At 47.2% G+C, this 25017-nt stretch carries 14 protein-coding genes; 7 read left to right on the top strand and 7 right to left on the bottom strand.

Annotated features, from left to right (window positions below; all coding sequences use genetic code 11):
* Positions 1-25: 25 nt before the first annotated feature.
* The 3 genes from GO493_RS11360 to bshC all read left to right on the top strand — a co-directional run bounded on the left by GO493_RS11360 (position 26) and on the right by bshC (position 4709).
* A complete protein-coding gene (locus GO493_RS11360; RefSeq protein ID WP_157306279.1) occupies positions 26-1447 on the top strand; it encodes a glycogen synthase in 1422 nt (473 codons plus the stop codon).
* Between the two features lie 91 nt (positions 1448-1538).
* A complete protein-coding gene (locus GO493_RS11355) occupies positions 1539-2810 on the top strand; it encodes a glucose-1-phosphate adenylyltransferase (protein WP_157306278.1) in 1272 nt (423 codons plus the stop codon).
* A 303-nt stretch (positions 2811-3113) separates the two neighbouring features.
* The gene (gene bshC, locus GO493_RS11350) at positions 3114-4709 is read left to right on the top strand and encodes a bacillithiol biosynthesis cysteine-adding enzyme BshC (RefSeq protein WP_157306277.1); all 1596 of its coding nucleotides are present in this window, start codon (positions 3114-3116) and stop codon (positions 4707-4709) included.
* A 147-nt stretch (positions 4710-4856) separates the two neighbouring features.
* Here the strand turns inward: bshC and GO493_RS11345 are convergent, their stop codons facing one another.
* A complete protein-coding gene (locus tag GO493_RS11345; RefSeq protein WP_157306276.1) occupies positions 4857-7151 on the bottom strand; it encodes an FUSC family protein in 2295 nt (764 codons plus the stop codon).
* Between the two features lie 471 nt (positions 7152-7622).
* Here GO493_RS11345 and smc point away from each other — a divergent pair, with 471 nt between their 5' ends.
* Entirely contained in the window at positions 7623-11153 is a 3531-nt protein-coding gene (gene smc, locus GO493_RS11340; RefSeq protein WP_317165418.1) for a chromosome segregation protein SMC, read from the top strand.
* Positions 11154-11190: 37 nt separating this feature from the next.
* Complete coding sequence (locus tag GO493_RS11335) at positions 11191-11586, top strand: DUF4259 domain-containing protein (RefSeq protein ID WP_157306275.1); 396 nt, start codon at positions 11191-11193, stop codon at positions 11584-11586.
* Positions 11587-11780: 194 nt separating this feature from the next.
* Here GO493_RS11335 and GO493_RS11330 read toward each other — a convergent pair whose 3' ends face one another.
* Complete coding sequence (locus GO493_RS11330; RefSeq protein ID WP_157306274.1) at positions 11781-13043, bottom strand: NupC/NupG family nucleoside CNT transporter; 1263 nt, start codon at positions 13041-13043, stop codon at positions 11781-11783.
* A gap of 268 nt (positions 13044-13311) precedes the next feature.
* On the opposite strand from GO493_RS11330, the gene GO493_RS11325 reads away from it, so the two are divergent.
* On the top strand, positions 13312-15591 hold the full coding sequence (locus tag GO493_RS11325) for a DUF7133 domain-containing protein (protein WP_157306273.1): 2280 nt from the start codon (positions 13312-13314) through the stop codon (positions 15589-15591).
* A gap of 238 nt (positions 15592-15829) precedes the next feature.
* On the opposite strand, the gene GO493_RS11320 is transcribed toward GO493_RS11325, so the two are convergent.
* From GO493_RS11320 to dnaE, 5 genes are all read right to left on the bottom strand, one after another.
* Positions 15830-16354, bottom strand: coding sequence for a DUF192 domain-containing protein (locus GO493_RS11320; protein ID WP_232538816.1), 525 nt, complete (start codon positions 16352-16354; stop codon positions 15830-15832).
* 13 nt (positions 16355-16367) lie between these two features.
* A complete protein-coding gene (mqnE, locus tag GO493_RS11315; protein WP_157306272.1) occupies positions 16368-17549 on the bottom strand; it encodes an aminofutalosine synthase MqnE in 1182 nt (393 codons plus the stop codon).
* Between the two features lie 5 nt (positions 17550-17554).
* On the bottom strand, positions 17555-19690 hold the full coding sequence (locus GO493_RS11310) for a M43 family zinc metalloprotease (protein ID WP_157306271.1): 2136 nt from the start codon (positions 19688-19690) through the stop codon (positions 17555-17557).
* Between the two features lie 199 nt (positions 19691-19889).
* Entirely contained in the window at positions 19890-20207 is a 318-nt protein-coding gene (gene trxA / locus GO493_RS11305; RefSeq protein ID WP_157306270.1) for a thioredoxin, read from the bottom strand.
* A gap of 219 nt (positions 20208-20426) precedes the next feature.
* Positions 20427-24068, bottom strand: coding sequence for a DNA polymerase III subunit alpha (gene dnaE / locus GO493_RS11300; RefSeq protein WP_157306269.1), 3642 nt, complete (start codon positions 24066-24068; stop codon positions 20427-20429).
* Between the two features lie 89 nt (positions 24069-24157).
* Here dnaE and GO493_RS11295 point away from each other — a divergent pair, with 89 nt between their 5' ends.
* Positions 24158-25012, top strand: coding sequence for a hypothetical protein (locus GO493_RS11295; RefSeq protein WP_157306268.1), 855 nt, complete (start codon positions 24158-24160; stop codon positions 25010-25012).
* Positions 25013-25017: the final 5 nt, after the last annotated feature.

Here is a 25017-nt window from a genome sequence, read left to right as displayed (position 1 = left end):
TTTGAATAAGACATAAATCAAAAGCATGGAGATTTTACACGTAAGCGCGGAATGTTATCCTGTAGCAAAGGTGGGAGGCCTGGCAGATGTAGTCGGGGCATTACCCAAATACCAGTGTCTGGCTGGTCATATGGCCAAGGTAGTAATGCCTGCCTACAATACCCGTTTCTTTCACACACACGAATTTGAGCTGGTACACCAGGGCGGTACCTGGCTGGGCCATGACTGGTATCATGTCAATATCTGGAGGGAAACCACCAATGTACTGGGGTTTGATCTTTACCTGCTGGATATTCCCGGCCTCCTGGACAAAGACGGCGTATACGGCCATCACAATGATATGCAGCGTTTCCTGGCTTTCCAGGTAGCAGTACTTGACTGGCTCAACGAATGGCAGCATCAGCCGGATGTAGTGCATTGCCATGATCATCATACAGGACTGGTCCCTTTTATGATGTCACATTCCTACAAGTATGAGCGGTTACGGAATATAGCAACGGTTTTTACTATTCATAATGCCCAGTACCAGGGGCAGTTTGGCTGGGACCAGCTCTACCTCCTGCCGGGCTTTGACCTCTGGAAAGCAGGCCTGCTGGGCTGGGACGGGGCCATCAACCCCATGGCCGCCGCTATCAAATGCGCATGGCGGTTCACCACGGTATCCCCCAATTATATGCAGGAGCTGTTCACAAGCGCCAACGGACTGGAAGCGCTGATGAACTACGAAAAAGGAAAAGCCGCCGGCATCCTGAACGGTATAGATACCAATGTATGGAACCCCGCAACAGACCCCATGTTGCCGGCAGCATACGATGAACATACTTTTGTAAAAGGTAAACGCGAAAATAAAGAACAACTTTGCGAAGAGTTTGATCTCGACCCCGAATTACCATTGATCTCATTTATTGGCCGGCTCGTAGCAGATAAAGGTGCCGACCTGCTGCCGGAAATAATAGGCAGGTCCATTTATGAGCAGAAACAACAGCTGAATTTTATACTTCTTGGCAGTGGCGATCCACATGTGGAATGGTCATTGCAACAAACAAAGTTATATACCGGAAAGAACTTCAATCTGCAGTTCGGTTATAACGAGGCATTATCCCATCGTATCTATGCAGGAAGTGACTTTCTGCTGATGCCAAGCAGGGTAGAGCCCTGCGGACTGAACCAGATGTACGCCCTGCGTTACGGGACAGTGCCCATTGTTCGTAGTGTTGGCGGATTGAAAGATACTGTAACAGACTTTGGAGACCCCGGAGGTTCCGGTATACGTTTCATACATGCAGCCACGTGGGATGCCTGTCTTGCTGTGGGACGCGCAGTACAGCTCTATCACGATACTGCCCGGTTCCAGGACATACGGGAACACGGTATGCAACTGGATAATTCATGGGACAATTCGGCAGCAGCATATCTGCAATTATACAGCTCGATCATTGTCCGCTAGGCAAACATAGCGCAACCCAAAAACTGATAGCTTTCGATTTGGCCCGCAGGGCCAATCACTATCCAAAAACTGAAACAAAGAACAGTAATATATGTCTAACGCAGTTATCTCCCTTATCTTAGGTGGCGGATCCGGCACCCGTCTTTATCCGTTAACACGTCGCCGTTCAAAACCGGCCGTACCGGTGGCAGGTAAATATCGCCTCGTCGATATCCCTATCTCCAACTGCCTGAATGCCGATATGAACCGCATCTTTGTGCTGACGCAGTTCAACTCTGCTTCACTCAACAAGCACATTAAGAACACCTATCATTTCAGCCATTTCAGTAAAGCATTCGTGGATATACTGGCGGCAGAACAAACGCCCGATAACCCCGCCTGGTACCAGGGTACTGCCGATGCCGTACGCCAGTGCCTGCATCATATAGAGAACTTCGAATACGAATACGTACTCATTCTCTCCGGCGATCAGCTCTATCAGATGGACTTCCGTGAAATGCTCCAGCACCATATTGAATCAGGAGCAGAAGTCTCGATAGGCACTATCCCCGTAAATGCGAAAGATGCCTCAGACTTCGGTATCCTTAAAACTGACAATAAAGGCCTCATCACTTCCTTTACCGAGAAACCCAAGCAGGACGTACTGGCGCCCTGGGCATCGCCGGTAAGCGATGAAATGCAGGCCGCAGGCCGCATCTACCTGGCCAGTATGGGTATCTATATCTTTAACAGGAAAACATTGTTCGAACTGCTGAACGGACAGGAAGCAGCGACAGACTTTGGTAAAGAAGTGATCCCCTACGCCATCAATGCAGACATCAAAGTAGTAAGCTACCAGTACACCGGCTACTGGACAGATATCGGTAACATCAGCTCTTTCTGGGAAGCTAACCTGGAGCTGACAGACGATATCCCCAAATTCAATCTCTTTGATGAATCCCATATCATCTACTCCCGTGCACGTATGCTGCCGCCGGCCAAGATATCCGGTACTATGAAAAGTACAATTATCGCCGACGGATGTATTATTTCCGACAGCCACCTCGAACGATGTGTAGTGGGCATCCGCAGCCGCATAGGAAAAGGATCTGTGATCACCAACAGCTATGTAATGGGTGCCGATTATTACCAGACCCTGGAAGACCTGGGTAAAGCCATACAGAAAGGTCATCCGCCAATGGGTATAGGAGATAACTGCCGGATCAATAATGCTATCATCGATAAAAACTGCAGCATCGGTAACGGGGTACAGATCAATGTAGGAGAGAAGCTGCCTGATGGGGATTATGATAACTATGCTGTCAAGGATGGTATTGTGGTGATCAAGAATGGCGTGGTACTCCCTGACGGGTACATAATATAATTGTGGGCCCATACGCCCGCTAAATTCATAAAAAGGGGGGTGGCCTTTTGGCCAAACCCCTTTTCCTTCTCCTTAACTCCCACTTTCAGGTATCTTTCAAGCATGTTTAAAGCACGTCTTAAGCATGTTTAGTGTATGTATTGCGGTAGCTAAAGTGCCCCACGGTATTTCCCATCTGCCCCTGGTAATTAAATTCTCTCTATCCCGGCTTTTACCCTTAAATATTACCATTCATAATTCCTGATTGAACATTAATTTTTAGTTCCATACCTTCGTGCATCTAAAGATTCAGCGAAGTAGCGTATGGAACAACCTGTAAGCAATATCCCGTATAGTAAAACCGGGTATTTTAATCAATTGGTAGCAGATTTCCTGGCCGAGCATCCACACCTCCGACCATTTTATAAATATTCTCCCGTAAAACCTGATTTTGAAGCAGTTATAAAAGCTAAAAAAGCTTTTCCGCAACATCGTGAGGAACTCGTCAACGCCCTTCGCGGTCAGTACGAAGGGCTGCAGATAGCACCGGCTGTACAGGAGAACATTGATAGCCTGCTGGACCAGAACACCTTTACCATCACCACCGCCCACCAGCCCAATATCTTCACCGGATATTTATACTTCGCTTATAAAATATTGCAAACCATTAAGTTATCTGGCAACCTGAAGACGGAATATCCCCGGTATAACTTTGTTCCTGTTTACTATATGGGTAGCGAAGATGCTGACCTGGACGAACTGGGACATGTATATATTGATGGCAAAACCATTAACTGGCCTACTTCCCAGCAGGGAGCCGTTGGCAGGATGGCGCCGGAAGGCTTCGAAGAACTGATAGAACAGGTAAAGAACGCCCTGGGATATGGAGAACACACAGAAGAACTGGTACAGCTGCTCAAACGTTCCTACCTGGAACATGAGAATATACAGGAAGGTACCCTGTACCTTGTAAATGAATTGTTTGGCCGCTATGGGCTGATAGTACTGGTACCCGACAACCCCCTGCTGAAGCAACTCTTTATTCCCGTTATGCGGGATGAGCTGTTCAACCAGCACTCCCACCGCATAGTTAACAACACCATAGAAGAACTCTCCAGGCATTATAAAGTACAGGCCAATCCAAGGGAGATCAACCTCTTTTACCTTACACCAACAGCGCGTGAGCGCATTGTAAGGATAGGTGACACCTGGAAGGTGCTCCATATGCCGGTAGAGTTTACCGCAGATACCCTGGAGCAGGAACTGAACCGGCATCCGGAACGTTTCAGCCCCAATGTAATATTGCGCGGTATGCTGCAGGAAACCATCCTGCCTAATATTGCCTTCATAGGTGGCGGTGGGGAAATAGCCTACTGGCTGGAGCTGCAGGACCTGTTCAACCATTACCAGGTGCCTTACCCTGTATTGATCCTCCGTAACTCGTTCCTGCTGGCAGATGATGCTTCCCGTCAGCGCCTGGATAAACTGGGACTATCTGTTACAGACCTCTTTGAAGAAACAGAAAGCCTGGTGAACAGCTTTGTATTGAAACATACTAACGCTGCTCTCGTACTGAAGGATGAATATGCTGCTGTTGAAAAGCTGTTCGATGATCTCCTGCTGAAGGCAAGGGATATCGATGTAACCCTGGAAGCTACAGTAGCTTCAGAAAGGATCAAGGCAGTAAAATCTGTCGGTAAACTGGAACATAAATTCCTGCGGGCAGAGAAGAAGAAATTTGCATGGCAGACGGAGCAGATCAGGCAGTTGAAAAAGCGGCTTTTCCCGGCTAATTCATTACAGGAGCGTAAAGAGAACTTTATGCCCTGGTATGTACAGCGTGGCCCTGCATTCTTTGATCTCTTATTGGAGAATATTGAACCACTGTCAGACCAGTTTAAAATTATTTACCTTAAATAATCCGCTTTAGCCCGCGCGCAGCGCAAAAAATTCCCCCGCAAAAAAATTTCGTTCGCCTTTTTCAGCGGGCCGCAGGCCAAAAAAAAACACTCAAAAAATCGCTTTTGCCGAAGGCAAAAGCGATTTTTTGAGTGTTTTTATATTCTGTTACTTATTCGAAATAACTTTTTTCAAATCTCTCAACAACCCCGGACCCTGCCGCTCTTCCGGCTCCAACGCCTTATCCACTGTCTTTTTCATATCCTTCAACAAAGACAACATCGCATGCAGCTGATCCCTCACCTGCTTCGTCTCCAGCATCTCCTGCCTGATAGCCGAATCCCCATGTCCCAGGTTCACCTCCTCCTGCCTGCGCAGGTAAAGATTTTCCAGCTGCACATCCAGTGTCTCAAAAGCCTCCGGGCTGGCAGGCAACTGTAACGGCGGCTCTTCCGGATGTTCCAGCCGGCGTATGATACAATCAAAATGCTGTCGCAGATGGTTACTCAGCAGCTTATATTCCGGCTTTGGATACTGGATACTGTGCAACAATCCATAGTTAGCCAGTGCTGCTATATGAGACATCAGCGAATGGTTCAGCACCACAAAATGATAGATCTCCGAACCATGCTGCTGCTTGCTTTTAGGCTCTGACAACATACGCTGGAAAGCAGACATAAGGTTGGCCGCGCTTACATTCGTTTCTTTCCTTGCCAGCTTATAATCAACCATCTGCACCTCCTGCCCCGTGTATATACGCATTACCTGCTCAAAATACCGGGCATTGTCCTTCACCATTTTGATCATATGACTGGGCAGGTAATCTTTCTCCCAGGTAGGCCACAATAACAGGTTGGCCATCAGGGCAATAATACCTCCTATGAAGGTATCCAGCACCCGGAACGCCACATGCTGAAGGTGCGCCGGGTGAATAATATGCAGAAGGAAGATGATAAAAGGAGTAACAAAAAACACGCTGAGTGTATATTGATGCGTCATAAAGCTGTATGCGCCCAGTATACAGATCAGCATAAGGATGAAGATAACGGTATTATTGGTGGTCAGGAATAGAACACCTGTAGCAAAAAGAGCTCCCAGTACGGTGCCCAGCAATCGCTGGTAACTCCTGGTTTTACTGATCCCGAATCCCGGCTTCAGTATTACTACTATGGTGAGTAGCACCCAGTATACTCTTTCCAGGTGTAATATCTGTCCAAGCAGGTAACCGGTTACCGCTGCAATGCTGACCCTTAGCGCATGCCTGAAAATGTGCGACTGGAAAGAGAGGTTGTTGAGCAGCGTTTCCAGGTCGTAGCGGTTACGTGTGGTAAAGCGGGACAGCTGTAAGCGCGGATCTATGATCTCATCTTTCACCCTTTCCAGGCGGGTAAGGCGGTGCAGGTTGTAAATACGTTGTGTCATGTCCTGCAGGTTATGCAGGATATTGTTCAGCGTAATGAGACGGGTACGTTCCTGGAAGGTAGGCAGTGTTTTCCTGATCTCGTCAATGGCATGCTGCACTTTCTCTATCTCATGGCGAAGGTTGGCTTTGGGCAGGGAGCGTTGCCCTGCGGCCACTGCTGCAGCAATGATATGCAGCTCGCCCGCAAAATCCATGATCAGCGCGTGAAATTTGTCAAGGATGCCTGTATTGTCAAATGCTTTATGAAGAGCAATATAGTCTGTCTGGCTGGCCATGATCTGCTCCTGCAGGTCAGTAATGTCCAGGAAGATCAGCACCATGCTTTTATTGATGCTGGTAGAGCCCTGCTGTGCCGATCGGCGCTTCAGTAACAGCTCACGTACAGCTTCCTGCTTTTCACTCACCACCACCTGTTGTGCCAGAACGGACCTGAAGATATTGTCAAATTCCTCTGCCGCATCCTTCTCATAGAAGCCTGCCCGTTCTTCCATATAACGGGCGGTTTCCGCAATACATTCCGACAGCATCTGCTGAACGCTCATGTATGGACGGATCTGCCAGAGCAGCAGCGCCAGGAACCCGTACCAGACGCATCCTATAAAGATAAGCAGGCAGTGAGAGAGCGCTTCTGCAGGGCCTACAGGGTTTTCACCCAGTATAGAGATCATCACCAGCATACAGGCAATACCTATATTACCTCCTCTGTTCCCATACACCAGCAGCATGGAATTGGCAAAACAACAGGCCAGTATCCATCCCGTCATAAGCAGGGGATAGGGAGTTATAAGAGAAGTGCCCAGGGCGGTAACGGTGATAAAGCCAATAGCAGTAAGGATACCGTTTCGTTTGTGAAGGGCAGTGCCGGGAACGTCTGAAAGTGCTGTAGCTAAAGCTCCGAGGGAAATGATGATACCCATGGAAAGCTGGCCCATCATGGAGCAGACTACTGATGGCACTACTACGCTGATGGTAGTACGGAGGCCTGTGCTGAAATGATAGCTATAGATAAAATTCCTGACTTCCTGGATCCAATGCCGCATCTGGATATTTTAGTATATGCAAAGTTATTTAATTCATTCAGTAATTCAGCCGCGCGCAACGCAAAGAATATCTCTCCCTCCTCATAAAAATCTCAGCGGCACATACATCGCCCAAAATCTCTTCTTCTCTTCATTCAAAAATTCAGCCGCGCGCAGCGCAACAAAAACCTCTCAAAAATGGGTTTTGCCGAAGGCGAAACCCATTTTTGAGCATCCCCATCTCATTTAACACCCTCAGGAACATATTTTTTACACAACTGTGTATAATTAATTCCCCCCTGTCTGATAAATTACCGTTTTCTTTGGACAAATTATGGATGTCACATTGCACTAACCTGCTGATATTCATAACTTAGGTATGAAATATGCTAAAAAAAATGATTCTTCTGAAAGGAAGAGGCAAATCCTGGTCCTAAATCAGAGAAATCATAGTTATCTTTGACGGCTTAAAAAAACAAAGCGGAGCTAATTGTGCGTTTAAAAACATTAGAAATCAAAGGCTTCAAAAGTTTTGCAGACAAAACCGTATTACACTTCGATGAGGGGGTAACAGGGGTAATTGGTCCCAACGGCTGTGGCAAAAGTAATATCATTGATTCCATCCGTTGGGTGATCGGAGAGCACAAGATCAGTAACTTGCGTTCCGAGAACCAATCCGGCCTGGTATTCAATGGATCCAAAACCCGGTCTGCCAGCGGCATGGCCGAGGTAAGCCTGACCTTTGAAAACACCCGCAATGTACTGCCTACAGAATTTACAACTGTAACCATTACCCGTAAGTTTTATAAGAACGGCGATAGCGAATACCGCCTCAATGACGTAGCCTGCCGTCTGAAAGATATCCATAACCTGTTTATGGATACCGGTGTCAGCACAGACTCCTACGCCATTATAGAACTGGGCATGGTAGACGATATCATCAAGGATAAAGAGAACAGCCGTCGCCGCATGCTGGAGCAGGCCGCCGGCATTTCCATTTATAAGACACGTAAAAAAGAAGCCAAATCCAAGCTGGACGCTACAGAAGGTGACCTGAACCGCATAGAGGACCTCCTCTTTGAGATCAATAACAACCTCAAAACACTGGAAGCCCAGGCCCGTAAGGCAGAACGTTTTTACGAAGTCAAAAAAGAATACCGCGAGATCAGTATAGAGCTGGCAAAAGCAGCGCTGGAAGGCTTTAATGTTACCTTCAAAGAGCTGACGGATGAACAACAGGCAGAAAGCGATAAGAAATTGGCGCTTGAAGCAGAAATAGCCACAGAAGAAGCCAGCGTGGAAGAAGATAAACTGCACTTCGTGGCCAAAGAAAGAGAACTGCAGGTATTGCAGAAATCCTTCAATGAGCTCGTATCTACCATCCGTACCAAAGAGAACGATAAGAACCTGGCCACTCAGCAGCTCACCTACCTGAAAGAAAGGGAAAGAAGCATCAGCAACTTCCTCAATAACGCAGAAGGACAGCTCCAGGGACTGACAGACTCTATCGCTTTCACCGAAACGCAGGTAGAAGAAGAACAGGAAGTCTTCGAATCCTTGCAGGACCAGCTGGAAGGCCTGCAGGACATGATGGACGAGAAAAAGGAAAGCTTCAACCAGAAAAAACTCTCGCTGGAAAACCTGCGCCGCGATCAGCAGCAATGGCAACGCCAGCAGTTCGAGGCAGAGAAGAAAGTAGCCGTGGCAGATACCTCGGTACAGAACCTGCAACGCAGCATACAGCAGCTGCAGGAAGAAAAAGCCAGTCGCCAGCTCCAGATCACTCAACTGGAAGAAGAAAGGACCGGACTGCAGGACACCCTCCAGGACCAGAAAGCAGACCTGGAAGATATGATCGCTTTCCAGGAAGAGACCAAAGGAAAGATCCTGGCCACACAGGGAGAAATAGAAGGACTGCGCGATAAACTGGTGGACGAGAACAGAACGCTCGACCAGAAGAAGAATGAATACGACCTGTTAAAATCCCTGGTAGACAGCCTGGAAGGCTATCCCGAAAGTATCAAGTTCCTGAAAAAGAACAACGACTGGAATAACAGTGCGCCCATCCTCAGCGATATTTTCTTCTGTAAAGAGGATTACAGGACCTGCGTGGAAAACCTGCTTGAACCTTACCTGAACTATTATGTTGTTAATAATGCAGCGGAAGCTATACAAGCCATCCGCCTGCTGGACGAAAATAAAAAAGGAAAGGCCAACTTCTTCATCCTGGACCAGTTCAACCACCAGAGTGGCAGCCTGTTCACGCCTCCCGGTGCAATTCCCGCACTGGAAGTAGTAGAGCTGGAAGAGAAATACAAAGGACTGGGCAACTATCTCCTGGGCAAAGTATTTATCAGTGAAGATATCAGTAACCTGGACTTTGAACAGCTGGCAGACCAGGACGTACTCGTTATAGAAAAGAGCGGCAGAATGCACCGTGGCAAATACAGCTTCAGCGGTGGTTCCGTAGGACTGTTTGAAGGAAAGAAACTGGGCCGTGCCAAGAACCTGGAAAAACTGGACGAAGAGATCCGGGCGCTGGAAACAACAGTCGCTTCCCTGCGTCAGCAGATACAGGAGAAACACAACCAGGTACTGGGCTACAACAGCCAGCTCAACGAAAATAATATCAATACCGCACGCGAGAAGATCAACCAGTTGAATAACCAGGTGTTCGGATTACAGAACCGTATTGAGAACTTCCGCCACCTGATAGAATCCGGCGATAAGCGCCTGGCAGAAATGCAGGACTCCCTGCAGGCTAACCAGGACAGCATCTCAGGTGTAAGGGAAGAACTGGAAGACCTGAATGAAAAAGTACATGCCCTGCATGACAACATTGTTGCGGCAGAAAGAGCGGCAACAGAGGCAGAGCAGCAATTCAACCAGGCCAACGTACAGTTCAACAACCAGAACCTGCAGCATACACGTCAGCAGAGTAAAGTACAGGCCCTGAAGCAGGAGCTGGACTTTAAACGCAAACAGCTGACTGACCTGCATGCACAGATCACCAGCAACAAATCACAGCTGGAAGATGCTGTAGCTAATATTGCAGCGGCAGAAGATAAATTGCAGGACGCAGAAGAAGGACTGGTAGACCTGTTCAGGAAGAAAGAAGAAGAAGAGAAAGAACTGAATGAGAAAGACCAGGAATACTACAACTTCCGTAACCAGTTGACTGAAAAGGAAAGCGGCCTGCGTGCAAAACAAAGGGCCAGTCAGCAGCTGGAACAATCCCTGACAGTCATAAAAGACAAGGTGAACGAGCTCAAATTACAGCTGGCCTCCATGAAAGAGCGTCTCAGCGTTGAGTTTAAAGTGAACCTTGACGAAATACTGGATGAACAGCGTTCTTCCACACTCCCGGTAGATGAGTTGCAGGGCAGTGCTGAAAGGTTGAAAAAGCGCCTGGAGAATATGGGCGAGATCAACCCTACGGCCATAGAAGCCTACCAGGAAATGAAGAAGCGCTATGAATTTATCCTGGAACAGAAAAATGACCTGGTAAGTGCAAAAGAGTCTCTGATGGCTACTATCCAGGAAGTGGAAGCTACAGCTAACCAGAAATTTCTGGATACCTTCAACCAGGTGAAGGAAAACTTCGTACGTGTATTTAAGGCACTATTCACTGAAGAAGACCAGTGTGATATGATATTGAACGATCCCGAGAACCTGGCAGATACAGGTATTGAGATCATTGCCAAACCGAAGGGTAAGCGCCCGGCAGCTATTACACAGCTGAGCGGGGGAGAAAAGACACTGACAGCTACGGCATTGTTATTTGCCATTTACCTGATCAAACCGGCGCCGTTCTGTATCCTCGATGAGGTGGACGCTCCGCTGGATGATGCCAACGTTGGTAAGTTCACCAACATGATCCGTAAGTTCTCTGACAACTCACAGTTCATCATTGTAACGCACAACAAGCAAACAATGGCCGCTGTGGATGTTATTTACGGTGTTACCATGCAGGAACCAGGCGTAAGCAAGCTGGTACCGGTGGACTTCAGAAGTCTGAACTAAGTTAATCATCACATAAAAACCAAAAAAACTATATATCATGGGCACATGGGGTACCAGAAACTTCGAAAATGATGGCTCTCAAGACTGGATATTTGAAATGATGGACAACAAGGACGGCGGCATGGTTGCCGATACCCTGCAGTTCACGTTAAACAAAGAAGGTGCACTGGATACATCTGAATGCGAAGACGCACTGGCTGCTGCAGAAGTTGTAGCTGCACTGGCCGGAAAAGCAAGTGAAGATTTCCCTGAAGATCCGCTGGATCATCTTGATTCCCTCAACCTGCTGGCTACTCCGGCACTCCGCAAACTGGCACGTTCCGTTGCTGAGAAGATCAAAGAATCTTCTGAAATGAGGGAGAACTGGTCTGAAAGCGGTGAACTGACCGAATGGGAAGCTGTAATGGCAGATCTGATTAAAAGACTTGACTAATTAACCGGCCGCAGGTCGATAAAATAATTTAACCGGCCAAAGGCCTCTCACAAAAAATCATTCTAACCGGCCGAAGGCCGGTTAGAAAAATCTCTCACAAAAAAATCGCTTTTGCCGAAGGCAAAAGCGATTTTTTTGTGCAGTTTATCCAACATAAATCCTACTCAAAACAATTTATCCAACACAAATATTACTCAAAACAATATCCCCGCAATCGTAGCCGACAAATACGAAGCCAACGTACCACAAAACAACGCCTTCATCCCCAGCGCCGCAAGATCAGCCCTACGCTCCGGCGCCAACACCCCAATACCCCCTATCTGCATCCCCACACTACTAAAATTAGCAAACCCGCAAATAGCAATACTCACTATCATCAACCCTTTCTGCGACAACACCGGCACAGCCTTATCCGTCAGATTCTTAAACGCAATAAACTCATTAATGGTCAGCTTCTGCCCCAGCAAGGTAGCCACACTGTTCACATCTTCACCAGGTACTCCCATAGCCCACGCAATAGGATAGAAGAGCTTCCCGAATATCCAGTTCAGGCTCAATGGAAAGCTCAGATGAAAAAGCTGTCCTACCTTCAGCAATCCCCAATCCAGGAAAGCTATCAGCGCAATAAACCCGATGATCATAGCTATTACGTTCATAGCAATTTTAAAACCATCTCCCGCCCCATGGGTAATGGCATCTATCACATTCACATAATGACTCTTCACTTCCATTTTCACTTTCCCCATTGTCTGAGATTCCTCCGTTTCCGGGAAAACGATCTTGGAAATGACCAGTGCTCCCGGCGCAGCCATCAGGCTGGCAGTGATCAGCATAGGGGCAATATCCATACCTGCCTGAGCCCCCATATTGGAATATACTACCAGTATCCCGCCAGCTATACAGGCCAGACTACCGCTCATAGAAGCCAGCAGCTCACTTTTTGTCATGTACGGAAGGTAAGGGCGTATCATCACCTGCGCCTCTATCTGCCCCACGAAAGCGCTCGCCACATTACTTAATGCCTCAGCGCCGCTCACCCGCATGATCACGTTCATGGCGCGGGCTATTACGGCAACGATACGCTGCATAATACCAAAGTGATAAAGGATAGCTACAAGAGAGCATACCAGGATAATGGCGGCAGTGATATTAAACGCAAATACAAAGCCGCCACCCAGGTAATTGCCGATAGTGCCGGGTTTCTGCTCTACCGCAATGCCACCATATACGAAAGCGGCGCCCTGACGGGCAAAGTCCTCCAGCTTTCCCATTGCCTTACCCACTCCCTGGAAGAAGCGGAATACAGGACCTACTTTCAGGATAGACAGAGCTATCAGTACCTGTAACGCAATACCGCTGAACACTAAGCGGAAGTTGATCTTTCTTTTGTTGTTAGAGAATAAATAAGCCAGGCCAAGGATCAAAATTATTCCAAAAATGCCCTGAAAACGTCCCATAAGCTATTTAGATGGTTGTGAATGAAAGCAGATTCTTTATTTGATTTTTTAGCCGCACGTTAAAGCCTGTCCCAAAAATCTCTTTTCAGGCCTTATGCCACGCACAGCACAAGGAACTTCCTCAAAAAAATTGCTTTTGCCGGAGGCGAAAGCAATTTCCTCGTGTACCGCATCACAAAAAATTTTAAACCGATGCGCTACAATCAGCGAAGTTAATTTCTATTTCCTAATTTAATTCATATTTTGGGCTTTACAATCGATTACAACGATGAGTTACAGGTTTTATCTGCTGGCAGCGGCCCTCTGGCTGACAGCATGCCACGATGAAAAAAAAGATCCGGCAGGCAATCGTCCTGATTCCTTGGCTATACGGGAGAAATATGCCACATCCCCTGTATTGGACGCAAAGACGGCCATTACCCATATGGAAGTGGAAAAAGGACTGGAAGTGCAGCTGGTAGCGTCGGAACCACTGGTAGTCGTGCCCGTAGCCATGACCTTCGACGAAAAAGGGCGTATGTGGGTGGTGGAGATGACAGGCTATATGCCTGACACAAGCGGTACCGGGGAAGATGCTCCTAACGGCAAGGTAGTGATACTGGAAGATACCAACCAGGACGGCGTAGCTGATAAACGTACTGTATTCCTCGATTCCCTCGTGCTTCCCAGGGCAGTCTGCCTGGTAGAGAACGGCGTGCTGCTGGCAGAGCCGCCAAAGCTATGGTTCATTGAAAGACAAGGTGATAAAGCAGGTAAACGTACCCTGGTAGACAATAAATATACAGAAGGCGGTAACGTAGAACATCAGCCCAACGGCCTCCTTCGTGCTATGGACAACTGGATCTATAACGCCAAATCCGATAAACGTTACCGTAAGTCAGGGAATAAATGGTTGAAGGAAGACACGCATTTCCGCGGACAATGGGGCATTACGCAGGATAATTACGGCAGGCTTTACTACAACAACAACTCTGAAAATGTGCTGGGCGATTATTTCCTGCCCGGCCTGGGCGTACATAATCCTGACCAGAAACGTGTAGCCGGTTACGACGAGAAAATAGTGCCCGATACCCGCGTATATTCCGCCAGGGCCAACACCGGTGTGAACAGGGGATATATGAAAAATACGCTGGATGACAGCCTCCGCCTCCGGAATATGACCGCCGCCTGCGGCCCGCTCGTATATCGTGGTGCGCAGCTCGGCAAAGAATATGATAACAATGTATTTGTAGCAGAACCTTCCGCCAACCTGGTCAAACGTAACATCCTGCAGGATAGCGGGTACATCGTTAAAGGAAAGCAGGCCTACGCCCATAAGGAATTCCTGGCCAGCACGGATGAGCGTTTCAGGCCGGTAAGCCTTTATGACGGCCCTGACGGAGCCATGTATGTACTGGATATGTACAGGGGCATTATCCAGCATAAAACATATCTCACCCCGTATCTGAAAAAAGAGATCAGAAGCAGGAATCTCACCAATCCTATCAACTGTGGCCGTATTTACCGTATAGCGCCTGCAGGTAGTAAGCTGAAACCTGTTGTGATAGAGAACCATCCACAGCAATTACTTGCCCTGCTGGACCATTCCAACGGATGGGTGAGAGATAAAGCACAGCAGCTGATCGTAGATAATCATTATACCTCGTTAACGCCGGCGCTGAAAGAGCGTCTTCGTCATACTGACAGTGTAAAAGGTGCCATTCATGCACTGTGGACGCTGGAGGGATTAGGTACTTTACAATATGCAGATATACAGTTGCTTCTGCAGCAGAATAACCCATACCTGCAGGCAGAAGCATTTGCCGCATTGCCATCTGTCATCACACCGGTCAATGCAAAAGAAGTACTGGCGGCGGTAGCAGCGTTGCGGGAAAATGTTTTCCTGGCGCCTTATGTTGCAAGGCTCCTGCATACCTTCCCGCCTTTCCTGGGCAAAGAAGTGAATACCCTTGAAATGGAGCTGGCAGGCCGGTATGCCAACGATCCTTTTGTGGCGGATGCTATTATCAGCCATGCCGCAGGTAAGGAAGATGAGCTGCTGAAACAGCTGAAGGAATGGAAGACAGATACTACCCAGGTATTGTATAAACACCTGGAGAAGGTAAGAGAAGATATAAAGCATCGCCGGATGGCCAGTATGAACGCAAGCCTGGAGAAGACTTACCCCAGGGGCGCTATCCTCTTCAAAACAGTTTGTCAGACCTGCCATGGGGCAGATGGTGAGGGAATACAATCCCTGGCTCCGCCATTGAATCAATCTGGTGTAGTGACAGGAGATAAACGGCGGTTAACGGCTATTGTTTTATATGGTCTGACCGGTCCCGTAGAAGTGAACGGGAAAGTCTACAAAGCACCTGAAATAAGCGGAGATATGCCGGGAATAGGCAGCAATGACGAATTCTCTGATGCAGATATCGCAGAAGTGCTGAGCTTTATCAGGGGGGCCTGGAACAATCATGCAGCAAAGGTAACGGAGAAGGATATACAGGATGTGAGGAAGCAATATAAAGGAAGGCAAAAATCTTTTACAATGGAAGAACTTAAATAATACAACCGGCCGAAGGCCTCTCACAAAAAAAATCATTAACCGGCCGTAAGCAGGTCAGAACCTTCTAAAAAGATCTTTTTAGCCGGCCGCAGGCCTCTCACAAAAAAATCATTTAACCGGCCGTAAGCAGGTCAAAACCTTCTAAAAAAAAACTTTTTAGCCGGCCGCAGGCCTCTCCCACAAAAAAAACGCTTTTGCCGAAGGCAAAAGCGTTTTTTTTGTGCAGTTCCCCGCTTAATTATTTAACAGCCCTATAAACTATCTTATCACCATAAGCTATATGATACTTATCACAAAACCCGGCATTCACCTCCAGCGCATACTGCGCTTTCTTAAACGAAGGCAGACTCTCCTCAGAAAGGGGAGTAGTATATTTCTGCACAGACACAATTTCCTTTTTCTCATCCAGGTAAATGATATCCAGGGAAATATAGGTGTTCTTCATCCAGAAAGACTGCTCCTCAGCTTTGGCAAAGATGAACAACATCCCCTGATCATCCGTCATAGATTTCCTATCCATTAACCCCTGTGCTCTTTCCTCATCGGTCGTAGCAAATTCCACATCTATTTTCCGGAGGGTATCATTATTTATTTTGCTCAGAAAATACAGCTCACCTTCCTTCCTGAATACCGGCCCATCATTGCTTGCAGTTACAATCGCTTTTTCTGACCTGATCACCTGGTTACTGCCATTATTGTGACAGCCGGCAAGGTACACACTCAGTAATGCGTTGAATAACCATTTGGTAGCATACATGGACATATGGAAGATGGTTTTAACGGGCCATAAGTTCTTCTTCAGAGAACACTACATCTGTATAATCTTTGATCTCGTTATAAACTGTATCCCTTTCTACAGGTCTTCTACCCGCCTGTTTTATCAGCATTGCCAGCTGTGCAGTGTTCATAGACGGGTTCTGCTCTTCTGAACCAGCCATAGAATAGATCTTGGTGGTATCATCAATAGTACCGTCCAGGTCATTTACGCCGAAAGACAGGGTAAGCTGTGCACTGTTCCTTCCCAGCATAGGCCAGTAAGCCTTGAGGTGAGGGAAGTTATCCATATACAACCTGGCAATGGCATAAAGCCTGAGATCTTCTATTACTGAAGATTCCGGAACGTGAGACATCTCATTGTCGCCATTACGGAATTTGAGAGGTATAAAAGTATTGAAGCCTTTGGTCTCATCCTGGAGCTGACGCAGGCGTTCCATATGATCTACACGGTGCCAGTATTGTTCCAGGTGACCATACAGCATGGTGGCATTGGTATGCATTCCCAGCTGATGGGCAGTTTTATGAATGTTCAGCCATCCATCGGCATCTACCTTATCATGGCAGATCTGTGCACGGATATCCGGGTGGAAGATCTCGGCGCCGCCGCCGGGAAGTGATTGTAAGCCTGCATCACGCAGCATTTTCATGCCTTCTTCAACAGAAAGCTTTGCTTTGCGGAACATATAATCCAGTTCCACAGCCGTAAACCCTTTCAGGTGCAGGTCCGGACGATGGGCCTTTATTTTGCTCAGCAGCTCACAAAAGAATTCCAGGTTCATTTTGGGATGTACGCCGCCTACTATATGTACTTCTGTAACAGGTTGACCGTCATACTTTTTCACAATATCCAGCATCTGGTCTATGCTTAGTTCCCAGCCTTCCTCACGGTGTTTATAGGAACGGGAGTAAGAACAGAATTTGCAGGTAAAGATGCAGACGTTAGTGGGTTCTATGTGAAAATTACGGTTGAAATAGGTTTTATCACCATGCATACGCACCCTCACAAAATTGGCCAGTGCGCCCAGGTAGGACAGATCTCCCTTTTCAAATAAAAGGATACCTTCATCAGGCGTAAGCCGCTCCTGCGACAATACCTTTTCACCTATGGTCTTCAACGCTTTATCCAAACTTCCATCTTGCAGTAATATCTCTACGGCAGGATAATCATTTCTAGTCGTCATCTCGCTTAATTCACTTTAGTTATCTTAATAGTCTTGACCTTGTTGCTGTAAATCAGCTTTACAAAATAAATACCATTTGGTTCATTTACCAAATCAAAGATAAAACGGTTACTGCTGTTGATAGACGAGCCACGTTGTTTGGTCACCATCTGCCCCAGTGTATTATATATAGCTATATACTGCAAATTGGCCGGTGGCTCCAGGAAGGTGATGAACAGCTGGCTGGTTACCGGAACAGGCCCTATTACCAACCCTTTTTCCTTCAGGTAAGGCAGGGTAGAACGGGTAACGAGATTGATATTATCCAGGTAGATGTTGTTCTCTGCATTGCTGATGTTCCTGAATACCACCCTGAACCGGCCTTTTTTGATAATAGGTGTCAGGTTAACGGAATCCCTTCTCCATTCTGTTGCTGTCGGCACATATTCCGTCAGCACAGCGGTTTTACGGGTCAGCAGGTCAGCTCCGCCTTTCTTGTAGAGGCTGTCCAGCGTAACACCACAGTCAGACGTTGTAAATACCTGCAGGCTGTCCCATATAGTGTTGTTGCCATCCAGGCTGGAATAAGCTGCTGCGGCAACATCAAAGAACAGGAATACGGAATCTTTACCGGTAGGGTCAAAAGTAGGTGTCAGTATATCATCTATAGCGTCGTTCGCATTGTAAACCAGGTTACGCATTACGATAGATCTCGTGCCCGATTTTGCAGCGCTTTCTGTCACTTCCCAGGTATAGCTTCCGTCATAATTCTTTATTTCCCAGCCGTTTGGAGGGAAGATGTTACCTTCAAAGCCTTCTTCATAGGGCAGGGAGCCGTCAGCATAGTACGTAAAGGCAGCCCAGGCAGTATCGTTAGTGACATCTGCATCTGTAACGCCATTCGGCAGACTGGTATATGCTCTCAACAGATGTGCGCCTTCTGTAGTGCTGCTGCTTGTCAGTTGTACCGTATCAGTTCTGAGTGCCGTCAGGCTGCCGGTCCAGCTGTAGGTCTTTACTTCCCCATTATCTGATTGATAGTTGATCTGTGCTGAAGTCAGCGTGTTCAGCCCCTGGTTTTTGATCACCACGGAAGGAGAGAAGCTGCTTTCGCAGATCTGTCCGGCAGGATAAAGCACTTCCATTATCAGCGCATCATTATTCAGCAGGTTAAGCGGAATACAGCCACTGGAATTCAGCAGGCTGGCCCTGTCTTCGTTCAGTGTCGTTCTCATACGGTCTGCCTGGTCGGAAGTGAAGAGCAGCATACAGGCATCGTCTGTATAGTCCATGTAGTTGTTGAACATCACGCCGGGCGAGTCTACCGTACATTTATCCTTCAGCGGAAAGCTGGGACAATCATAAGTAGCCGTTGCCTGCAGGGGAGTATCGTCAATACCATCATCGGCAGCACAGTTGTTCTCATCGCCCCATATATGACGCAGGGAGAAGTAATGTCCTATTTCATGCACAGTGGTGCGCCCCTTGTTGTAAGGCGATCTCGCGGTACCGGAAGTGCCAAAAGCGGTGTAATGTACTACTACACCCTGTTCTGCTGCACTGTAAGTATCCGGGAAGGTGGCTATGCCCAGGTAGTTGTCTGCCAGCGTACATACCCAGATATTAAGATAGTTCTCACTGTCCCACGCCTCAATACCCCCGGTAGTGGTATGCTTTACAGCGGAAGCAGCACTGCTGATACTGAAAGATGTACGGGTAGTCGTTACACGGTCAATACCGGTGGTCGGATTGCCGTCCGGAGTACGTTGTGCAAGACAGAATTGTATAGCGGGATTTCCCATAACACCTTTCCAGGCGTTAGGTAAACTACTGAGATCTGAATTGGCTGCGGCATAATCTGCATTCAGGGCCGCTATCTGTGACATCACCTGTGCATCTGTTACCTGTGCCGGATTGCGAAGCACAATATGCACCACCACAGGAATGGTTACGGTAGAATAGGTGGTCTTCGATAATGCCTTGTTCTGTTTGGCTAACCGGGTCATTTCCTGAAGGTGAGCCTCCTTCCTTTCACGGATCTTCTGGAATGCCGGGTTGGAAGCTATCAGCTCTTGCATGGCAACTTCAGTTCCACATTGGCGTTGTGCCCAGGTAGGTAAGACATAGAGGAGGGCCAGGATAAAAAGGGTAAAATTGCGCAAACGTTCTGGTTTATTAGTTAAAGTTACAATCTATAGTCATAAGATTCAATATCAATCTGCGAATGGCAGTTTTCTGTCATTAATTTTTACTGATCACAGATGTAAAGCCAATCCCAATAACGCATTCTTATTCATTTTCGTATAAAAACAAAGCCGGTCTGCATAAGCAAACCGGCTTCCTATATAGTGCCTTAATTTATTAAAGGTTAGACTGGATCTTTTTCTCCAGGACAGACCTTGGAGCAGCACCCACCTGTTTGTCAACAACCTGGCCATCTTTAATGAAAAGGATAGCAGGAATGCTGGTGATACCATATGTTACAGACAGCTGAGGGTTATGATCCACATTTACTTTACCGATATTCACTTTACCGGCGTAATCTTTAGACAGTTCCTCAATTACCGGACCTATAGCGCGGCAAGGACCACACCATTCTGCCCAGAAATCTATCACGCTCAATTTGTCTGAACTCAGCACTTCTGTCTGGAAGTTTGAGTCTGTGAATTCTAATGCCATAATATTTAAAATTTATGAATTATAGTTTAGCTTGTTTCCTTATCAGTATTTATTTGCGTCCGCAAAGATATACTCTCAATAATCAAACCGGGTGCAAATTACTGCTTTTTTGACAGCCGGTATTTTTTAATTATAAAAGCCTCTTTGACCATGCAAATTAGAGCATTTTTAAAAGCATAGTTATTGATAGTTTCTATAGGTATATCGATAAAAGCCGATCTATTTGGCCGTCTCTATCCATATATCAATATCAGGCTGTTTTGAAAGGAAATGCGCCAGCTCATCATTCATCTCTATATGCTTATTGAACGTGTGCATTTTCACCGTCATCTCCGCATCCCTGTCTATAAGCTGCAATACCAGCTCGCTCGCACCAGGATATTTGGAAATATTATCTACAAGGAAATCAACCAGCTCCCGGGTAATGAACTTCGGCATAGTGACCAGGCCCACTTTCTTCGTATGGGTCTTCTTGACTTCCTGCAGCAGCTGTATACTGCCCACCTTAAATTCATACTCAGCATCATTGAAACGTTTTGCCTTGAACCCGCCATTAATGAACAGGCAAAGACCCGTTTTAAGATAAGGGGCAAAACGTATAAAGTCCTCACTCCACAACGCAAATTCAAACTTACCACTATAGTCCTCTATAGTCATAATGCCAAACTGACGGTTATTCCTGGATATTCTTTCCTGCGCGCCTGTTACATAGACAGCCAGGCGGAAGTTACGCTCCCTGCCGGACCGGGCATTACCCGGAGTGGTCAGATCTGCCTGGTATTCAACAAGTTCCTGTACGGTGTTCATGTTGTAATACCTGCTTTCAAAGCGGTAATCATCCAGCGGATGACCGGATATATAAATACCGGTAACCTCCCTTTCATTGTTGAGCTTCAGGATAAGCGGCCAGGGATCGCAGTTCGGGATCTTGGGTGGCTCCACATCAGGCATATCTTCCGCGCCAAAAAGACTGCTCATAGCGTTGGATGCACCGGCAGATACCTGTTGACCAAACCTCACTATCTTATCCAGGCCACTGGTAGTATCATTCTCAGGTTTATGGAAGTACTGGGCTCTGTGCAGCTCCGGGAAACAGTCAAATGCACCGGACATGGCCAGGGCCTCCAGAGATTTCTTGTTCACTGCACGCTGGTTCACCCTTTTTATCATCTCGAAGATATTCTTGTAGCTACCTTCTTTCTGCCTCTCCTCCAGGATGTTTTCTACCGCAGCTTCACCCACACCTTTCAGACCAGCCAGGCCAAAACGGATCTGCCCCTGTTTGTTCACCGCAAAACCCTTGAAAGACTCGTTCACATCAGGCGGTAATACGTCTATGCCCATGCGCTTCGCCTCCTCCATGAAGAAGGTGATCTTCTCAATGTTGCTGGCGCAGTTCAGTACCGCCGCCATATATTCTGCCGGGTAGTGTGCCTTGAGATAAGCTGTCTGGTAAGCCACAAAGGCATAACAGGTAGAGTGGGATTTGTTGAACGCATAAGATGCAAATGCCTCCCAGTCCGTCCATACTTTATCACATATTTTAAGATCATGGCCATTGGCGGCACAGCCATCCATGAACTGTTTCTTCATTTTATCCAGTACCGCCTTCTGTTTCTTACCCATCGCCTTACGGAGTACGTCCGCATCACCTTTGGAGAAGTTGGCCAGTTTCTGACTAAGCAACATTACCTGTTCCTGGTATACCGTAATACCATAGGTATCGTTCAGGTATTCCTCCATTTCTGCCAGATCGTACACAGTCTCCTCCTGCCCATGCTTACGGCGTATAAAGGTAGGGATATACTCCAGCGGGCCCGGACGGTACAGGGCGTTCATGGCAATAAGGTCATCGAAACGGTCAGGCTTCAGTTCTCGAAGGTATTTCTGCATACCGGGAGACTCGAACTGGAACGTTGCATTGGTCTCGCCTTTCTGGTAAAGCTCATATGTTTTAGCATCGTCCAGCGGAATGTCGTCTATGCTGATGTCAATGCCATGGTTCCGTTTTATCAGCTCCAGCGCTCCTTTAATGATGGTAAGGGTCTTCAGGCCCAGGAAGTCCATCTTGATTACGCCGGCGCTTTCTATAATACTTCCTTCAAACTGGGTGACCAGCAGGTCGGAATCTTTGGCGGTAGACACCGGGATCAGGTCATACAGGTCCTTCGGAGCAATGATGATACCCGCCGCATGGATACCCGTGTTACGCACAGACCCTTCCAGTACACATGCTTCCCTCAATACCTCACCCTGCAGGTCCTGTCCCTTGATCAGCTCACGCAGGCGCTTAACGTTCTCCAGGTCTTCCGGTCCCAGGCCTTCTTTCTCTGCCAGGCTTTTCTCACCTTCATCTATAGGGGCATTGAAAATACGGTCCAGCTGTATGCCCGGTTTATCAGGCACCATCTTGGCCAGTGCATTGGACTCTGCCAGGGGAAGGTCCATTACGCGGGCCACGTCCTTGATACTCATTTTGGCGGCCATGGTACCATAGGTAATGATCTGGGCCACCTGGTTCTTACCGTATTTCTGAACAACGTAGTCTATCACCTTCTGACGGCCCTCATCATCGAAGTCCGTATCAATATCGGGCATGCTCTTACGTTCCGGGTTCAGGAAACGTTCGAACAGGAGATTATACTTGATCGGGTCAATGTTTGTGATACCAATAGCATAAGCTACGGCAGAACCAGCTGCCGATCCACGTCCCGGGCCTATGAATACACCCAGGTCACGCCCTGCCTTGATAAAGTCAGATACGATCAGGAAGTAACCGGCAAATCCCATGTTCTCGATCACCTGCAGCTCAAAATTCAGGCGTTCTTCCACCTCCGGCGTTATCTCCGAGTATTTGGCGTGGGCGCCCTCCATGGTAAGATGGCGCAGGTACTGGTCCTGTGTGAGGAAAGGAGGGGGGATAGGGAAGTTAGGCAGCAGGATATCCCTTTTCAGGTCCAGCAGCTGCACCTTGTCCACTATCTCATTGGTATTGTCTATAGCCTGCGGAAGATCATGGAACAGAGCGCTCATTTCTTCCGTGGTCTTGAAATAGAACTGGTCGTTATAAAAGGCGAAGCGCTTATTCTTCACAGCCACATCATCGTCAGAAAAATCCTTCATGCTGGGCGTGCTCTTCTTTTCGCCCGTATTGATACAGAGAAGGATATCATGCGCATTGGCATCTTCCCTGTCCACATAATGGGAATCATTGGAAGCAATGATCTTCACATTATGCTTGGTAGCGAACTTGATCAGTGATTCATTCACTTTCTCCTGCTCAGGGATACCATGACGCTGTAATTCCACGTAGTAGTCCTCCCCGAAAATGTTCAGCCACCATTTGAATTCTTCTTCACCGGCCTCTTCTCCCTTTTTCAGGATGGCTCTGGGCACAGAAGCGCCCAGGCAGCAGGTAGTGGCTATAAGCCCTTTATGGTATTGAACGATAAGTTCCTTATCAATACGCGGATATTTACCGTACAATCCCTCCATATAACCCAGGGAACACAGCTTGATGAGATTGCGGTAACCCTCGTCATCTTTTGCCAGCAGCACCTGGTGATTACGGATGTCTTTTTCATCACGGGTGAAGGCGCGTTTGAAGCGGTTCTCCACCACGTAAAATTCGCAACCAACTATAGGCTTTACTTTCAGTCGTTTGTCTTTTGGGTCCTCCGGGTTGAGTCTATGATTATATGCCTCTGCCACAAACTGGAATACCCCGAACATATTACCGTGGTCAGTGATTGCCAGGGCCGGCTGGTTGCTGGCCATCGCTTTCTTGTACAGCGATTTTATGTCTGCTGCCCCATCCAGCAGCGAGTATTGTGTGTGAACGTGTAAGTGCGAAAAAATCATTTAGCAAAATTCCGATACTTCGGGCAGAATAAAAACTGATAGCTTACTAATTTATCCACAGTATCAGTTATATATAATATATTTGTTAAATGAAAAAGCCCTATCCTGTTAATCTATCCTGTGTTATCGCATTGTTTGCGGTTTTAAGTACCGGTATTGTTTCCTGCAGCAACAGCGATGATGATGTTACACCTACCGGCCCGGGTGGTGGAGATACAACAAGCTCAATGACCCGTTTACTGACAGATAGTATCTGGAGATATTATGAATATTACCAGTCTTACAGTGATGCCGCTTCTAAAATGGTATGGAAGAAAGGACGTGATTACAATACCCTCAACCTGCTTTCATACAAAGTAAAATTCAATACAGATCATACCTACTGGGAAGTAACCGGTTCAGTAGATTCTGTTAAGGGCACATGGGCTTTTACAGATAGTGAAACGAAGATCAGTATCAAACATAATAAAGGTTCCTACGTATATACTGTAAAATTACTGGGTACTAACCAGTTCGAATGGGAAGATACCAATAACAAAACCTATGGTTTACTGCTGAAAAGATTTCCTGAAACAGAGAGAATGAAAAGCTGGGAACAGATGCTCACTTTCAATACCTGGAAATACGATACTTACATTAAGAACTATACGAAAGAAACAGCAGATCTGCTGTGGCGCGCAGGTAAAACCAATCCTGCCGTAAATATGATGAGCAGCAGGCTTACACTCAAAACAGATGGTTCCTACCAGGCAACTACCGAAACAGGGGCTATTGTAAGCGGTCTTTGGGAATTTGGTAGTGGTGAAGATCAGATCACACTCAAACCTACCGGACAGACCAGCTATACACTGAGTATTAAATTACTGAATGATACCCGCCTGGAATGGCACCGGGCAGATAATGATACGTATGGGGAAATGGTTCTGATAGATCCGACTGAATAGTTTGC

The sequence above is a fragment of the Chitinophaga tropicalis genome, assembly GCF_009758205.1.
GTDB lineage: Bacteria > Bacteroidota > Bacteroidia > Chitinophagales > Chitinophagaceae > Chitinophaga > Chitinophaga tropicalis.
This window is presented reverse-complemented; position numbering and strand designations above follow the sequence as displayed.

What these genes read in the sequence shown, in the direction of transcription:
- GO493_RS11355 (WP_157306278.1), top strand. Translation starts at nt 1,539, where the DNA reads ATGTCTAACGCAGTTATCTCCCTTATCTTAGGTGGCGGATCCGGCACC.
- GO493_RS11330 (WP_157306274.1), bottom strand. Translation starts at nt 13,043, where the DNA reads ATGGGACGTTTTCAGGGCATTTTTGGAATAATTTTGATCCTTGGCCTG.
- GO493_RS11360 (WP_157306279.1), top strand. Translation starts at nt 26, where the DNA reads ATGGAGATTTTACACGTAAGCGCGGAATGTTATCCTGTAGCAAAGGTG.
- GO493_RS11325 (WP_157306273.1), top strand. Translation starts at nt 13,312, where the DNA reads ATGAGTTACAGGTTTTATCTGCTGGCAGCGGCCCTCTGGCTGACAGCA.
- GO493_RS11335 (WP_157306275.1), top strand. Translation starts at nt 11,191, where the DNA reads ATGGGCACATGGGGTACCAGAAACTTCGAAAATGATGGCTCTCAAGAC.
- mqnE (WP_157306272.1), bottom strand. Translation starts at nt 17,549, where the DNA reads ATGACGACTAGAAATGATTATCCTGCCGTAGAGATATTACTGCAAGAT.
- GO493_RS11320 (WP_232538816.1), bottom strand. Translation starts at nt 16,354, where the DNA reads ATGTCCATGTATGCTACCAAATGGTTATTCAACGCATTACTGAGTGTG.
- GO493_RS11295 (WP_157306268.1), top strand. Translation starts at nt 24,158, where the DNA reads ATGAAAAAGCCCTATCCTGTTAATCTATCCTGTGTTATCGCATTGTTT.
- trxA (WP_157306270.1), bottom strand. Translation starts at nt 20,207, where the DNA reads ATGGCATTAGAATTCACAGACTCAAACTTCCAGACAGAAGTGCTGAGT.
- GO493_RS11345 (WP_157306276.1), bottom strand. Translation starts at nt 7,151, where the DNA reads ATGCGGCATTGGATCCAGGAAGTCAGGAATTTTATCTATAGCTATCAT.
- dnaE (WP_157306269.1), bottom strand. Translation starts at nt 24,068, where the DNA reads ATGATTTTTTCGCACTTACACGTTCACACACAATACTCGCTGCTGGAT.
- bshC (WP_157306277.1), top strand. Translation starts at nt 3,114, where the DNA reads ATGGAACAACCTGTAAGCAATATCCCGTATAGTAAAACCGGGTATTTT.